We start from the raw sequence: 14175 nt of genomic DNA, 5'->3' as shown, positions 1-14175 counted from the left end.
CATCGCCCTCAGTTTGAATTGTTGTTGATCAGCTCTTTCGCGAGACTGCGATAGGCCCGCGCTCCTTTAGACTGACTATCGTAGTTTAGGACGGGCATTGCAAAGCTTGGTGCCTCACTCACCCTGACATTCCGCGGAATGACTGTTTTGTACACCAGGTCACCCAGATTGCTGCGGGCATCCTGCTCCACCTGCTGCGAAAGGTTATTGCGGCTGTCGTACATGGTCAGCACGACGCCTTCGATCCGAAGATCCTTGTTGCCGGCCTGCCGAACCTCCCGGATAGTCAGCATCAACTGCGAGAGACCTTCCAGTGCAAAAAATTCGCTTTGCAGCGGCACCAAGACGGAATGTGCCGCAATCATCGCATTGACGGTCAACAAATTCAAAGATGGTGGACAGTCAATGAGGATGTAATCAAATTCAAACTCATCCATCTGCGTTTGGCGAAGTGCATCATGCAATAAAAAGCTACGCTTTTCGTTCGAAATAAGCTCCATATCGGCTGAGCTTAGATCCACGGTTGCAGGTACAATCAGCAGATTGGCAATCTCGGTCTCCTGAACAACCTCTTTCAGATCTATGTCTTCCAATAACAGTTCGTAGGTCGTGAACTCACGATCCTCCAGCTCAATCCCCAGACCCGTAGAGGCGTTGCCCTGTGGGTCCAAATCAACCACAAGGACCCGTTTGGCGTTCTCAACCAAAGCAGCGGCAAGGTTGATGGTTGTAGTGGTTTTTCCTACGCCGCCTTTTTGGTTTGCAACCGCGATAATTTTCGGGCCAACAGGCCGGGAGAGGTCAGACACGGGCTATTTCCTTGATCTTTAGAACGGCCGCCGAAGGGTTGGTTAAGCTCTTAATGGGTTCACATTCGTAAGACCACACGCCTTGTGCATCTTCATGTTCTTTCCGCCAACTTTCGCCCTTTGGGAAAAGTGCTGTGCCGGCCGACTTCAGGTGCATGTCAGCATACCCCAGAAGTGTGGTAAGGTCGGCGAGCGCGCGGGCCGAAACGATATCGGCCTCTAAGGATGGAACATTTTCGATCCGATCTGAGATCACCGTCGCTTTCAGTCCAAGCTCTCGAATTGCTGTACGCAAAAACGCGCCCTTTCTGTGATCGCTTTCTATCAGTGTCAGATTGTGACTATCGCCCTGTTCCGATGACAAAATCGAAATCACAATGCCGGGAAACCCACCGCCACTGCCGATATCAACCCATGAGCCTGTTTTGGGAGCCATAGTGAAAAGCTGAACTGAATCAACAATATGCCGCTCCCATAGGTTTGGGACGCTCGGCTTTGACACCAGGTTGATTTTCGGCGTCCACTTTTCCACCAATCTTGCGAAAGACTCGAGCTTTGCAAATGTTTCACGTGAAACATCCAGACCCCCTACTGTCGTCATCCCGCCTGCTTCCGTCCATCGCGCCGAAGATGAGCAAGGATAAGAGTGAGTGCTGCCGGGGTAATACCGTCAATGCGCGCAGCCTGCGCAAGAGTCGCTGGACGGGTCGCGGTGAGCTTCAGCTTCAATTCATTGGACAAACCCTCCATCCCCGTAAAATCAAAGCCTTTCGGTATCAAATGCGCCTCATCCTTGCGCAAACGGTCAATATCCTTTTGCTGCCGTTCAATATAGTTCGAATACAGCGCATCCCGCTCAATTTGACGGCGTGTTTCGATGTCGACAGACGAAAATGCCGCATCAAGTTCAATCAAGTTCTCAAAGGACACATCCGGAAAAGACAACAGCTCAAACGCCGTCCGTCGGTTTCCGTCTTTGCTCAACTGAAAACCCGCCAGCGCAGCTTCCTTGGGCGTAAAGGTAGAGGCTGTCAGCAAAGCTTTTGCTTTTTCCAATCTCTCAAGCTTTTCAGAAAAGATGGATCTACGTTCATCAGAAGCACACCCAAGCGCCATCGCAACCGGTGTTAAACGCTGATCCGCATTATCCGCCCTCAAGGACAACCGAAATTCAGCGCGGGACGTAAACATCCGATAGGGCTCCGTCACCCCGCGCGTGGTTAAATCATCGATCATCACACCGATATAGCTTTCCGACCGGCTGAAAATCACCTTGTCTCGGCCAAGGGCCGCCAATCCGGCGTTTAGCCCAGCGACCAAACCCTGCGCTGCCGCTTCCTCATAGCCTGTTGTTCCATTGATCTGCCCTGCCAGAAAAAGGTTCGGCACAGTTTTGACTGCCAGGATCGAATCAAGCGCACGAGGGTCAACGTAATCATATTCAATTGCATAGCCTGGTTGAAGAATCTCGGCCTTCTCAAGCCCCTTGATTGACCGAACATACCGCATCTGGACATCTACAGGCAGGGACGTGGAAATGCCGTTGGGGTAGATCGTGTGATCGTCAGCGCCTTCAGGTTCCAGAAAGATCTGGTGGGACGATTTGTCAGCAAAACGAACCACCTTATCCTCTATTGAAGGACAATACCTCGGCCCAATCCCATCAATGTGGCCCCCATACATCGCGGACAGATGTAGGCTTTCCTGTATGATTTCGTGGGTGTTCGCATTCGTGTGGGTGATTCCGCACGAAATTTGACGTGCTGTGGTGCCCTTCGACAAAAAGGAAAACAAAACCGGCTCATCATCCCCCGGTTGGGTTTCCAGGATGTCCCAGTCAATTGTTCGCCCGTCAAGGCGGGGTGGCGTGCCGGTTTTCAGGCGCCCCAGAGGCAGTTCAAAACTGTCAATTCTTTCTGCAAGTTTGATCGATGCCTTGTCACCAATTCGTCCACCAGAATGCCGTTCGTCGCCAATATGTATCACCCCGCGCAAAAATGTGCCGGTGGTCAAAATGACTGAATGTGCGCTGATTATCTCACCATCGGCCAGCACGACGCCTTTGACGGCACTACCATCCATGCTAAAATCTACAACTTCGGCTTCAATGATCGACAGATTTACCCGATCCACCATCTCTTGTAGCATCTCACGCTGATAGATTTTTCGATCCGCTTGTGCACGAGGCCCTTGTACCGCCGGCCCTTTGCGTCGATTTAGGAGCCGAAATTGAATCCCGGCCCTATCAGCAACCCGACCCATGACACCGTCCATTGCGTCAATTTCCCGAACCAGATGGCCCTTGCCCAAGCCACCAATCGCCGGGTTGCATGACATAACGCCGATACCATCTCGTGACATTGTGATCAAAGCAGTGGTCGCGCCAAGTCGCGCCGCAGCATGAGCCGCTTCACATCCGGCGTGCCCGCCGCCGATCACAACCACATCAAAATGTTTCACGTGAAACACTCCATTATTTGCCCAAACAGAAATTAGCGAAAATTTCGTCCAAAAGGTTTTCTACGTCAATTCGCCCGACCAAGGCCTCGAGCGCACGAATCGCTGAACGCAACTCTTCTGCTGCTATATCATAATGGTCAGGCCCACGATCCAGTACGTCAAAAGCAGCATCCAAAAATTCCGCAGCTTGTTCCAAAGATTTCCGGTGCCGTAAATGCGTCGCCAGACCAACTGATGCTGCTCTTTGGGCTAAAACTGACTGCACCTGTGCAATCAATTCAGGAATGCCAACACCTGTTTTACCCGATATCCCGACGGTTGATGCTGGCAATAGATCCACTTTAGGGGTGACAACAATATCTTCACCAGATGGCGAAATCATCAATGAGTCCCCTGGCTCAGCCAAAAACACCCGCAAATCTGCTGTTTGCGCCCGCTCAATCGCCCGGCTGATTCCGATTGATTCAACATCATCATCGCTGTCACGCAGCCCCGCCGTATCAAGAAGCGTAACAGGCAAACCGCCCAAATCCATACGGACTTCAATGATATCCCGGGTCGTACCCGCCTTCTCTGATGTAATCGCCGCGTCCCGGCCGGCCAGAGCATTCAGCAGTGTGGATTTACCCGCGTTCGGCGCACCTACAATGGCAACCTCGAAACCCGACCTGACACGCTCAGCAACTTTCGTTCCTTTGATTTCCTTCACGATCTGGGTGTGCACTCCGGACAAAAGCGATCCAACTTCAGGTGTGACATCAACTGGCACATCTTCATCTGCAAAATCAATTGTCGCTTCAAGCAGCGCTGCAGCTCTGATGAGGTCACTGCGCCACGATTCAACACGTTGGCCGAGGTGCCCTGACAATACACGAAAGGCCTGCTTGCGTTGCGCTTCTGTCTCGGCCTCGATCAGATCACCCAGCCCTTCTATTTGGGCAAGATCCATCTTTTCATTTTCAAGGGCGCGTCGGGTAAATTCTCCGGGCTCTGCCAGCCGGGAGTTTGGAAACTGCCCCAGCACATCGAGCACGGCACGCACGACGGCAATGCTCCCATGAAGATGAAATTCTACGACATCTTCGCCAGTAAAACTGTTGGGTCCCGAGAAGAACAGCACGAGCGCCTGATCAATGACTTCGCCATCCAGATCCTTAACATGGCGTAACCCGGCCAATCTCGCGTCCGGCACGGGACCACAGATCTGCGAAGCGATCTGCTGTGCATCTGGCCCTGAGAGACGCACAACGGAAACACCCGCACGACCGGGTGCCGTTGCCTGGGCAAAAATCGTGTCCATTAATCATAACCTTTTGTTATTGTTAAATAACTCAGGTATTCATCGAGTCAAAGAAGTCCGAATTCGTCTTGGTTTGCTTCAGCTTCCCAATCAGGAATTCGATCGCATCCGTTGTCCCCATTGGATTCAAAATCCGGCGCAGGACAAAAGTTTTCTGCAGGTCGATCTTGTCGATCAGCAGGTCTTCTTTGCGTGTACCCGACTTAAGAATATCGATGGCCGGGAACACGCGTTTGTCCGCGATCTTGCGATCAAGAACAATTTCAGAGTTACCAGTCCCTTTGAATTCTTCAAAGATGACCTCGTCCATCCGCGACCCCGTATCAATGAGCGCTGTTGCGATGATCGTCAGCGACCCACCTTCTTCGATGTTTCGCGCAGCACCAAAGAAACGTTTGGGCCGTTGCAGGGCATTCGCATCCACACCACCGGTCAGTACCTTACCTGACGAGGGCACGACCGTGTTGAACGCACGACCCAATCGGGTGATCGAATCCAGCAAGATCACCACATCACGCTTGTGTTCGACCAGACGTTTGGCCTTCTCAATCACCATTTCTGAGACTGCCACGTGACGGGTGGCGGGCTCATCAAAGGTCGAGGATACAACTTCACCCTTCACAGAGCGTTGCATGTCGGTGACTTCCTCGGGCCGCTCGTCAATCAGCAGCACGATCAGATAGCACTCAGGGTGGTTCTTTTCGATAGAGTTGGCGATATTCTGCAACAGCACCGTCTTACCTGTCCGTGGCGGTGCCACAATTAAGCAGCGCTGGCCTTTACCAATTGGTGAGACCAGATCGATGATGCGCGCCGAACGGTCTTTGATCGTCGGATCATCCACCTCCATCGTCATCCGTTCATCAGGATAAAGCGGTGTCAGGTTCTCAAAGGCAACCTTGTGGCGTGCCTTCTCAGGATCCTCGAAATTGATCTTGGTGACCTCAGTCAGCGCAAAGTAGCGCTCGTTATCGTCAGGCGCTTTGATCAGCCCCTCAATGGTATCCCCGGTGCGCAGCGAATGCTGACGGATCATGTCGGGGGAAACATAGATGTCATCGGGACCCGGCAGATAATTGGCTTCGGGGGAGCGGAGGAAACCAAACCCGTCTTGCAACACTTCCAACACGCCATCGCCAGAGATTTCCCAGCCTTCATCCGCGCGTTCGCGCAGAATCTGAAACATCATCTCGCCCTTGCGCATCGTTGAGGCGTTTTCGATCTCAAGCTCTTCTGCCATCGCCAGCAGGTTCTTGGGAGTTTGTGCCTTAAGATCGGCAAGGTTCAGGGTGTCAGTTGTCATGGAAAATCCTGTTCAGCTGCAGCATGAGTGAGCCGGCTGTTCATGTTTCGAAAATTACAGATGTGCGCCATCCCCGGACGGGGTGGTGGCGCAGATATAGGCAGACCCCGCCGCCGAGTCAATCAGATCAGAATTTCACGACAACCGAAAAGACAATGATGATCATCAATACGGTCGGAACTTCATTCATGATCCGGTAATGCCGCCCCGTCAGCGTGTTTTCGCCGCGCCCAAATGATTTTACGCGGATCACCAGCCAGGTGTGAAAAACCGTCATCCCAATCACACTTGCAGCTTTGGTCCAGGGCCATATCATCGACCAATCAACGATTCCCGGCGTAAAAACCAGACATAGACCAAAAACCCAGGTAGCGTGCATCGCCGGACGCATGATCACGTTAGAAAGCTTGAATTCCATCATTGCAAACAGATCATGCATTTCACCACTAAGCCCTGCCTTTTCGGTATGATGTACCATGAGCCGGGGCAGATAAAACAGCGCTGCCATCCAAGAGATCACTGAAACGATGTGCAGTGCTTTGACCCAAGGGTAAATGAGGGCAAGAATATCTGACATGTTCATCTCCGATCTCTGGCCCCTTCTTATAATAATAAAGAAGATAAGAAAGATGATGTTGTAAGTAGGGACGCTGAAATCTGTGGATTATTGAGTTATCAGGGTACTTACCCACACGTGGATAAAGTGCCACAGATAATCACCGAATTTGGGTAATAGTCGTTTAAAAACAGGTTTTTAAATAATGCATGGCCAAGAAAAACTGTGGATATCAGATAGGATAACCCAAAAATCTGGTGATTCCTCCCGCAGCGCAAGTTTTCCTTATCCGCATCTGTAGGAATCGGTTGAACGTCCCTGAAACTTTGCGATCCGCAGGTACTTGTAACACCGGGCCCGATTATGCAGAACCAGTCCTTAAGTCGTCCTTAATGAGACACACAGGGTTATCCACATGGTACAGCCTTTCATCCTAGCGTCAGGGTCAGAAATCCGGGCAAAACTGCTGCGGCAGGCGGGTGTTGATCACGTTGTTGAACGACCGCGCGTTGACGAAGAGATGATCAAGCAGGCGATGTTGGCCGAGACGGCCACACCCCGTGACATCGCGGACGCATTGGCAGAGATAAAAGCACGCAAAGTCAGCGATAAACATCCAGGCACATTGGTTCTGGGCTGCGATCAGGTTTTGGATCATCGGGGGACCTTGTTGTCCAAGCCGGTTGATCAGGACGATGCGTTACGGCAGCTTACCTCATTGCAAGGTGACCGTCACAGCCTGCTTTCAGCGGCGGTTATCTGCGAAGACGGTAAACCGATCTGGCGGCATATCGGTCAGGTTAGGCTGCGGATGCGGCAGGTCAGCGATAATTATTTGTCCGACTACGTGACGCGAAATTGGGACAGCATTCGACACACGGTCGGGTGCTATAAATTGGAGGAAGAAGGCGTGCGGCTGTTCTCGAATATCGAGGGGGATTACTTTCACGTCTTGGGTATGCCACTTTTGGAACTGCTGAATTATCTTACTCTGCGCGGAGACCTTGCCACATGACATTGCCAAAAATTCCGCTGGCCGGGGTGATCGGTTCGCCAATTGCACATTCCAAATCGCCGCAAATCCATGGTCACTGGCTTAAAACCTATGGGATCGCGGGACATTACATCCCTATGGATGTGGCCAGCAGCAACTTGACCGACGTGATCCGTATGTTGCCAAAAATGGGGTTCGTCGGGGTGAATATAACGATCCCGCACAAAGAGGCGGTGTTGGCGATTGCTGACCTTGTGACTGATCGCGCAATTCTCATTGGTGCTGCGAATACGTTGATTTTCCGCAAAGACGGCAAAATCCACGCTGACAATACAGATGGCTATGGGTTCCTTGAAAACCTCAAAACCGGCGCGCCGGGATGGCAGCCCAAGGCCGGTCCCGCCGCCGTTTTGGGTGCGGGTGGTGCCGCGCGAGCGGTAATCGCATCGCTGCTTGATGCGGGCGTCCCCGAGATTTTCCTGTCAAACCGCACAAGAGTTCGCGCCGAACAGCTAAAGTCAGATTTCGGCAGCCGCGTTCGGGTGTCAGATTGGGTGCAGGCCGGCAATATGCTTGAACACGCGTCACTGGTGGTGAACACGACCTCGCTTGGGATGTTGGGCAAGGGTGAAATGCGGGTACCGCTTGATGGGTTGAAACCGGGGACGATTGTGACGGATCTGGTTTATGCGCCGCTCAAGACCCGTTTTCTTGAAACAGCAGAAGAAATGGGCTGCGTGACCGTTGATGGACTTGGCATGTTGCTTCATCAGGCGGTGCCGGGATTTGAACGCTGGTTTGGAACGCGGCCAGAGGTTGACCGCGCCACACGTGCGGCCGCGCTACGCTGATGTTTCTTTTGGGGCTCACCGGATCAATAGGGATGGGCAAATCGACCACCGCGCAGATGTTCGCCGAAGAAGGATGCGCCGTGTGGGATGCAGATGCCGCTGTGCACAGGCTCTATTCAAAAGGGGGCGCTGCGGTTGACCCGATTAGCACCCTTTTCCCGCAAGCGATCGTTGATGGGTGTGTTTCGCGTCCGGAACTGAAAACAATCATTTCCGAAACACCAGAGGCACTGATCCAGATTGAGCAAATTGTGCACCCCCTGGTCGCAAAAGATCGCGGTGCTTTCATTGAGGCTACAAAAGCTGATGTTGTTGTTCTCGACATGCCACTGCTGTTCGAAACCGGAGCAGAGGCTCAAATGGATGCTGTCGTATGTGTCACTGTTTCGGAGGAAATACAGCAAAAGCGGGTGATGGAACGGGGTACAATGACCGCTGAGCAATTTGAGGCAATCAAAGCAAAACAGATGCCAAACGCAGAAAAATGTGCACGCGCCGACTATGTAATCGAGACGGAGACAATTGATCACGCCCGGCGTCAGGTGCAAGATGTGGTCGCGGATATCAGGGGAAAGCAACGCCATGCGTGAGATCGTTCTAGACACGGAAACCACCGGGTTTGACCCTGAATCCGGCGACCGCATCGTCGAAATCGGTGCGGTTGAGCTGATGGGTCATATGGCAACCGGCGAAACCTTTCATCAATACATCAACCCCGAACGCGCAATGCCGGATGAGGCCTTTCAGGTCCATGGCCTTGGCGACGAATTCCTGCGTGATAAACCCAAATTTGCCCAAGTTGGGCAAGCATTTCTCGACTTTATTGGGCAATCCAAGCTGATCATCCACAATGCTGCATTTGATATCAAATTTTTGAATGCGGAACTGAAATGGATGAACCTGCCGCAAATCCCATGGGAACAGGCGATTGATACGCTTGCCATTGCGCGAAAACGATTTCCGGGTTCGCCAGCATCTTTGGACGCATTGTGTCGCCGATTTGGCATCGACAACACATCACGCACCCTGCACGGGGCGCTTTTGGACAGCGAAATTCTGGCCGAAGTCTATCTGGAGCTGATCGGAGGGCGGCAACCGGATTTCGCGCTATCCGCAAAACCTGAGCGTAAATCGGGCGATGCCAGCAGTGAGTGGGCAGCAACCCCACGACCGACCCCACTGCCCTCGCGACTAACCGAAAAAGAGGCCGCCGCCCATGCTGACTTCATCAGCAAACTGGGCGACGATCCTGTGTGGCGTAGGGGTTAAGCGTCTGCTTTTGGCGGCGTTTCTGCCTGACGTCGGGCAATTTCGCCGCGGTAAAGCGCAAGAAAATCAATGTTTTCAAGATTGAGCGGCGGGAATCCACCATCACGTGTAACGTCGCTGACAACACGACGCAGGAACGGGAAAATCATCCGCGGACATTCGATCATGAGAAAGGGATGGATCTGCTCTTCGGGAACATTTTGAACGTCAAAGATGCCGACATAGTCAATTTCGAACAGGAAAAGCGTCGTGTCGCCGGTTTTGGATTTTGATGTGATATTCAGTTTGATGGCTGACTCGTACTGGTTTTCAGCGGTGCGTTTCTTGGCATCAAGATTGACCTGAACCTGAATGTCGGGCTGCACATCTGTGGGCGCGCCTTTTTGCGCCATGATGTTCTCAAAGGACATATCGCGGATGAATTGACCCAAGACCCGCATTTGCGGCGCTTTTGGTTGTTCTGCTTCTGCCATGATTGGCTCCCTCAACTTAAAATCAGATTTACGCGGCCTTATCAGGTTGCCCCGCCACCCTCAATGCTTTGTCCAACCAGAGGGGCCCTTGGACTTGGCTTCTTCTTCTGAAATCTCGTGGTATTCCCCGTCAATCACATCACCTCTGGCAGATTGCCTTCTGGGGCCTGTGCCGGGCGCATCAAAGCTTTGTATATTCACGCGCGACCGGATCGCATTGAACGCGGCTTGTCTGATCTGGGGTACAAGGAACGAAAATCCGACAGCATCCGTAAAGAAACCCGGTGTCAACAAAAGCGCGCCAGCGAACAGGATCATTGCACCATGCACCAAAGGTTCCGTGGGATCACGCATATCAGAGAACGACGACCGCAGTTGTCCCAGCGCCATGGCACCCTGTGTCCGAACAAGCCAAGTCCCCAAAATCGCCGTGAGAACCACAACTCCCAAGGTCCATCCCAGCCCGATTGCACCACCGACTTGGATAAACAGAGTTATCTCAATCAACGGAACAGCAATAAACGCGATCAATAGCCACATGGCTTTGGCTCCTTTTGGTGGGGTCAGAGTGGACTTGCCCCTATCAAGCACCTACATAAGACATCGACACGCATGTTTCCATGTTTTGCCCAAAAGAGGTTCCGATGAATTCACCTATGATACAGCTTCTGGTGTTGGCCGGTATCGCCGTATTCCTGATTTTGCGATTGAAAAATGTTCTCGGCACACGGGAAGGTTTTGAAAAGCCGCCTGTGACCGATCAAAGTCCGTCCCGGCGCACGGGCCCGGCCCTTGAAGTGATCCAGGGTGGTCCGGATCTGGACATCACCGATCACGTTGCAGAAGACAGCGATGCAGGCAAAGCCTTGGCCGCAATGAAGCGCATTGAACCTTCATTTGGCGTGAGCGATTTTTTGTCTGGTGCCAAGGGTGCTTACGAGATGATCGTGATGGGATACGAACGCGGTGATCTGGCCGAAATTCAACCATTCCTCTCGGAAGACATCTACGAGAGCTTTGTTGACGGCGTTGCCGCCCGCGAGGATCAGGGCCTGACCATCGAAGCGAACTTTATCGGCGTGCGAGAGACAACGCTGGTTGATGCCTCACTTGATCCCGATACCAAAGAGGCGGAAATGACCATTCGCTTTGGTGCCGAACTGACGTCAGCAGTGCGGGACAAGGGCGGAGATATCATCGAAGGCAGCTTAACAGAAATCAAACGCCAAAAAGATACCTGGGTCTTTGCCCGTATCATGGGCTCGGATGATCCAAATTGGTTGTTGGTTTCCACAGACGGGTAAGCCATGCGATTTGTGCATTGGCATGGATTGGGGCGGTCTTTATGACCAGCCCCGCCAGCGCCTCAGATGTACGGTACCAGGTCTTGGAATTTGATCAGCTGGACGGGTGGTCACAGGATGATCATGCCCAGGCTCTAAAGGTTTTTCTGAACACGTGCCGCGATATGAAAGACGCCGACTGGCGCGCGCTGTGCAAGTTTGCCGAGGCTGATCCCGATCCACGCCAGTTCTTTGAATTGTTTTTTCGTCCCGTGCTCATTGATGATGGCAATGACGCAATGTTCACCGGGTATTTCGAACCCGAGTTGGACGGCGATCTTTATCAATCCGCCCGCTTTCGATACCCGATTTATGCCATGCCACCCGAGGCGCTTAAGTCAAACCCGTGGTTCACCCGGCGTCAAATTCTTGGCACAGACATCATGAAGGGCCGCGGGCTTGAAATTGCCTGGGTCGATGACCCGGTTGAGCTTTTCTTTTTGCAAATTCAAGGGTCTGGCCGGGTGCGGCTTCCGAACGGACGGTCCATTCGCGTTGGTTATCGTGGGGCCAACGGGCATCCATATCGGTCCATCGGCGTCGAATTGGTCAGGCGAGGTGTCTATGATGCCCATCAGGTCAGTGCGGATGTGATCAAAAGCTGGGTGCGGCGCAATCCTGACGAGGGGCGTGAACTTTTGCTGCATAATCCGTCCTATGTGTTTTTTCGTGAAGTCAGCAAAGTGCCCTCTGATCAGGGGCCTTTGGGCGCAATGAATAGGTCGGTTACGGCGATGCGGACAATTGCGGTTGATCCAAGCTATGTGCAACTCGGCGCGCCCGTCTGGATTGAAAAGGAAGGTGAAAAACCTTTGCACCGCCTGATGATCGCCCAAGATACCGGGTCTGCGATCAAAGGTGCTCAACGCGCCGATGTATTTTTTGGGACCGGTGACAAGGCAGGCCGCGAGGCTGGCAGATTACGCGATCCGGGCCGTATGTTCGTATTGATGCCAATCCAGCGCGCCTATGCGCTTTTGCCTGAAAGTGCGATATGAAGCGGGACCGAACGCAGGGCAGATTAAACGAGGACGATCTGGAGCTATGGCGCAAAGTGACCGAGCGGACAGAGCGTTTGGACCTGAAGAAACTTTTTACGCCCGAAATAGACGCCCCTGCCCCTGCGCTTACCACATTGCGCAAATCAAAATCTGTTGTGATGGGAAAGCCCGAGGGGAAACTGCGCCGCTTGCCGCACAATCTGGCACCATCGCTGCCCGATCAAATCAGCAGCGCGCCGGTTCAGATGGACCAAAAGGCATTTGGCAAACTCAAACGTGGCAAGCTCAAGCCGGAAGGTCGGATTGATCTGCACGGCATGACGCTGGATCACGCGCATCCAATACTCACAAAGTTTATCCTGTCTGCGCACGCCCGCGGCAAGCGGCTGGTTTTGGTGATCACCGGCAAGGGTAAGTTACGGGATGATGGCGGCCCCATTCCCGTTCGGCACGGCGTGCTGCGGCATCAGGTCCCACAATGGCTGGCGATGCCGCCACTGTCATCGGCAGTCTTGCAAATCACCCAAGCGCACGTAAGCCATGGCGGCGGCGGTGCCTATTACGTCTATCTCAGAAGACACCGCTAACGACCCAGCGCTGGTCGATATTTGACGATGCCCCATGTTGCGAGGGCTGCGGCAAGGACGTAATAGACCGCAATCGGGATCATCTGTTCCGGGAATGTGATGCCCAGATCAATAAACGCCCCTGTGACGCCCGGCCCGATTGCGGACCCAAATACCATAAGCGCCGCTGCCACAGCCTTGATCGCGCCGATATGCTTAGTCCCATAATATTCTGGCCAGAACGCTGATGCTCCAGTCGATTGTATGCCCTGCCCGACACCAAAAATCACCAGCCCGACACCAGCCATGAACAGCGTATCAGCATAGGCCAACACCGCAAAGGACAGCGCAAAGGGTAACATCTGAAACGGCACAACCCGGCTGACCCCAAACCTGTCGATGGCCCACCCTGAGGTAAAGGTCGCGATCACTGCGGACAGGACATAGGTCGGCATGAGCGAAACATAGGCAACCAGCTCCCATCCCTTAACCTCTGTAAGGTGAACCTGTTGAAAAAACAGCGCCGTTCCCCATGCCGACGGGCCAACAATCAGCGGTATCATCAACCAGAACAAACCTGATTTGAGGACCTCGGCCCGCGCCCAGTGTCGGCCATGCATGCCAGCAATCTGTGCCTCTTTCGCCATGGACTGGGGCGTGCGTTCCTGGCGCAAGAGCAGCATGAGCACCGGGATGGTGATCACCACAAGCAGGGCTGCGATGACCCAAAGACTGCGCCAATGATAAACAGCAAAGAGCGCCACGAAAATGATCGGGAGAAATGCCTGTCCAACGGCAAATCCCATCGACGAAATAGAAAGCGCCTTGCCGCGCGCCGCCTCGAACCAACGCACCATCGCCACTGCGCCAAGCTGTGACAACATCCCCTGCCCGGTAAAGCGCAGCGCGAAAATCACAAAGATCAGGCCAACCCAGTTTGGCACAGCTGCCATCGCAAGGCAGGCCAGCGCAAGGCCGATCATCACGCCAAATGCCAACGCGCGGACCCTGAAATTGTCAGTCAGAACGCCGGCCCAGATCATCACCACCGCCGACAGGGTCGTGCCGATGGTATAGATGCCGCCCCACTGCCCATCGCTTAGCCCGAACTCGCCCTTAATTTCACCCGCAAACAGCGAAATGAAATAGGTCTGCCCATAGGACGAGGTGAACGTCAGCAAAAAGCCAGCGAGCAGGAACAGCCAATTCAGTCTGAGGAAGCGGAGGTAACCCATGCCCCCTGAATTTCA

The 14175-nt window shown here is 53.2% G+C and carries 16 protein-coding genes; 7 read left to right on the top strand and 9 right to left on the bottom strand.

Annotation, left to right across the window (positions count from 1 at the left end; all coding sequences use genetic code 11):
* Positions 1–8: 8 nt before the first annotated feature.
* The 6 genes from C1J02_RS00560 to C1J02_RS00535 form a co-directional block, all read right to left on the bottom strand.
* Positions 9–809 (bottom strand): ParA family protein, encoded by an 801-nt coding sequence (locus C1J02_RS00560; protein ID WP_114876674.1) that lies wholly within the window; start codon positions 807–809, stop codon positions 9–11.
* Entirely contained in the window at positions 802–1410 is a 609-nt protein-coding gene (gene rsmG / locus C1J02_RS00555; protein WP_114876673.1) for a 16S rRNA (guanine(527)-N(7))-methyltransferase RsmG, read from the bottom strand. Before rsmG ends, C1J02_RS00560 begins: the two co-directional genes overlap by 8 nt.
* Entirely contained in the window at positions 1407–3269 is a 1863-nt protein-coding gene (gene mnmG, locus C1J02_RS00550) for a tRNA uridine-5-carboxymethylaminomethyl(34) synthesis enzyme MnmG (RefSeq protein WP_254693174.1), read from the bottom strand. The genes rsmG and mnmG overlap by 4 nt, the downstream gene beginning before the upstream one ends.
* 13 nt (positions 3270–3282) lie before the next feature.
* Entirely contained in the window at positions 3283–4569 is a 1287-nt protein-coding gene (mnmE, locus tag C1J02_RS00545) for a tRNA uridine-5-carboxymethylaminomethyl(34) synthesis GTPase MnmE (RefSeq protein WP_114876671.1), read from the bottom strand.
* Between the two features lie 31 nt (positions 4570–4600).
* On the bottom strand, positions 4601–5872 hold the full coding sequence (gene rho / locus C1J02_RS00540; RefSeq protein ID WP_114876670.1) for a transcription termination factor Rho: 1272 nt from the start codon (positions 5870–5872) through the stop codon (positions 4601–4603).
* A 127-nt stretch (positions 5873–5999) separates the two neighbouring features.
* Complete coding sequence (locus tag C1J02_RS00535; protein WP_114880277.1) at positions 6000–6449, bottom strand: CopD family protein; 450 nt, start codon at positions 6447–6449, stop codon at positions 6000–6002.
* A gap of 394 nt (positions 6450–6843) precedes the next feature.
* On the opposite strand from C1J02_RS00535, the gene C1J02_RS00530 reads away from it, so the two are divergent.
* Genes C1J02_RS00530 through dnaQ form a run of 4 tightly spaced genes read left to right on the top strand, consistent with a single transcriptional unit; the run spans position 6844 to position 9542 of the window.
* A complete protein-coding gene (locus C1J02_RS00530) occupies positions 6844–7443 on the top strand; it encodes a nucleoside triphosphate pyrophosphatase (RefSeq protein ID WP_114876669.1) in 600 nt (199 codons plus the stop codon).
* On the top strand, positions 7440–8273 hold the full coding sequence (locus tag C1J02_RS00525; protein WP_114876668.1) for a shikimate dehydrogenase: 834 nt from the start codon (positions 7440–7442) through the stop codon (positions 8271–8273). The genes C1J02_RS00530 and C1J02_RS00525 overlap by 4 nt, the downstream gene beginning before the upstream one ends.
* Positions 8273–8863 carry a dephospho-CoA kinase gene (gene coaE, locus C1J02_RS00520; RefSeq protein WP_114876667.1) on the top strand — a complete coding sequence of 197 codons (591 nt, stop codon included), beginning with the start codon at positions 8273–8275 and terminating at the stop codon, positions 8861–8863. Before C1J02_RS00525 ends, coaE begins: the two co-directional genes overlap by 1 nt.
* The gene (gene dnaQ / locus C1J02_RS00515) at positions 8856–9542 is read left to right on the top strand and encodes a DNA polymerase III subunit epsilon (protein ID WP_114876666.1); all 687 of its coding nucleotides are present in this window, start codon (positions 8856–8858) and stop codon (positions 9540–9542) included. The genes coaE and dnaQ overlap by 8 nt, the downstream gene beginning before the upstream one ends.
* On the opposite strand, the gene secB is transcribed toward dnaQ, so the two are convergent.
* Both secB and C1J02_RS00505 read right to left on the bottom strand, forming a co-directional pair.
* The gene (gene secB, locus C1J02_RS00510) at positions 9539–10015 is read right to left on the bottom strand and encodes a protein-export chaperone SecB (RefSeq protein WP_114876665.1); all 477 of its coding nucleotides are present in this window, start codon (positions 10013–10015) and stop codon (positions 9539–9541) included. The genes dnaQ and secB overlap by 4 nt on opposite strands.
* 60 nt (positions 10016–10075) lie before the next feature.
* Positions 10076–10555 (bottom strand): FxsA family protein, encoded by a 480-nt coding sequence (locus C1J02_RS00505; protein ID WP_114876664.1) that lies wholly within the window; start codon positions 10553–10555, stop codon positions 10076–10078.
* Between the two features lie 104 nt (positions 10556–10659).
* Between C1J02_RS00505 and C1J02_RS00500 the strand changes: the two genes are divergently transcribed.
* The 3 genes from C1J02_RS00500 to C1J02_RS00490 are packed head-to-tail and all read left to right on the top strand — an operon-like array spanning position 10660 to position 12946.
* Entirely contained in the window at positions 10660–11319 is a 660-nt protein-coding gene (locus C1J02_RS00500) for a Tim44/TimA family putative adaptor protein (RefSeq protein ID WP_114876663.1), read from the top strand.
* Between the two features lie 41 nt (positions 11320–11360).
* Positions 11361–12356 (top strand): murein transglycosylase A, encoded by a 996-nt coding sequence (locus tag C1J02_RS00495; protein ID WP_114876662.1) that lies wholly within the window; start codon positions 11361–11363, stop codon positions 12354–12356.
* Positions 12353–12946 (top strand): Smr/MutS family protein, encoded by a 594-nt coding sequence (locus C1J02_RS00490; RefSeq protein WP_114876661.1) that lies wholly within the window; start codon positions 12353–12355, stop codon positions 12944–12946. The genes C1J02_RS00495 and C1J02_RS00490 overlap by 4 nt, the downstream gene beginning before the upstream one ends.
* On the opposite strand, the gene C1J02_RS00485 is transcribed toward C1J02_RS00490, so the two are convergent.
* Positions 12943–14160, bottom strand: a complete 1218-nt coding sequence (locus C1J02_RS00485) for a nitrate/nitrite transporter (RefSeq protein WP_114876660.1) — start codon at positions 14158–14160, stop codon at positions 12943–12945. The genes C1J02_RS00490 and C1J02_RS00485 overlap by 4 nt on opposite strands.
* Positions 14161–14175 lie beyond the last annotated feature (15 nt).

Origin of the sequence: Sulfitobacter sp. SK011 (assembly GCF_003352065.1) — a bacterium.
Lineage (GTDB): Bacteria > Pseudomonadota > Alphaproteobacteria > Rhodobacterales > Rhodobacteraceae > Sulfitobacter.
This window is presented reverse-complemented; position numbering and strand designations above follow the sequence as displayed.

Excerpts from the sequence above, each read along its gene's own strand:
- rsmG (WP_114876673.1), bottom strand. The coding sequence starts at position 1,410 with ATGACGACAGTAGGGGGTCTGGATGTTTCACGTGAAACATTTGCAAAG.
- mnmE (WP_114876671.1), bottom strand. The coding sequence starts at position 4,569 with ATGGACACGATTTTTGCCCAGGCAACGGCACCCGGTCGTGCGGGTGTT.
- rho (WP_114876670.1), bottom strand. The coding sequence starts at position 5,872 with ATGACAACTGACACCCTGAACCTTGCCGATCTTAAGGCACAAACTCCC.
- C1J02_RS00535 (WP_114880277.1), bottom strand. The coding sequence starts at position 6,449 with ATGTCAGATATTCTTGCCCTCATTTACCCTTGGGTCAAAGCACTGCAC.
- C1J02_RS00530 (WP_114876669.1), top strand. The coding sequence starts at position 6,844 with ATGGTACAGCCTTTCATCCTAGCGTCAGGGTCAGAAATCCGGGCAAAA.
- C1J02_RS00525 (WP_114876668.1), top strand. The coding sequence starts at position 7,440 with ATGACATTGCCAAAAATTCCGCTGGCCGGGGTGATCGGTTCGCCAATT.
- coaE (WP_114876667.1), top strand. The coding sequence starts at position 8,273 with ATGTTTCTTTTGGGGCTCACCGGATCAATAGGGATGGGCAAATCGACC.
- dnaQ (WP_114876666.1), top strand. The coding sequence starts at position 8,856 with ATGCGTGAGATCGTTCTAGACACGGAAACCACCGGGTTTGACCCTGAA.
- secB (WP_114876665.1), bottom strand. The coding sequence starts at position 10,015 with ATGGCAGAAGCAGAACAACCAAAAGCGCCGCAAATGCGGGTCTTGGGT.
- C1J02_RS00505 (WP_114876664.1), bottom strand. The coding sequence starts at position 10,555 with ATGTGGCTATTGATCGCGTTTATTGCTGTTCCGTTGATTGAGATAACT.
- C1J02_RS00500 (WP_114876663.1), top strand. The coding sequence starts at position 10,660 with ATGAATTCACCTATGATACAGCTTCTGGTGTTGGCCGGTATCGCCGTA.
- C1J02_RS00495 (WP_114876662.1), top strand. The coding sequence starts at position 11,361 with ATGACCAGCCCCGCCAGCGCCTCAGATGTACGGTACCAGGTCTTGGAA.
- C1J02_RS00490 (WP_114876661.1), top strand. The coding sequence starts at position 12,353 with ATGAAGCGGGACCGAACGCAGGGCAGATTAAACGAGGACGATCTGGAG.
- C1J02_RS00485 (WP_114876660.1), bottom strand. The coding sequence starts at position 14,160 with ATGGGTTACCTCCGCTTCCTCAGACTGAATTGGCTGTTCCTGCTCGCT.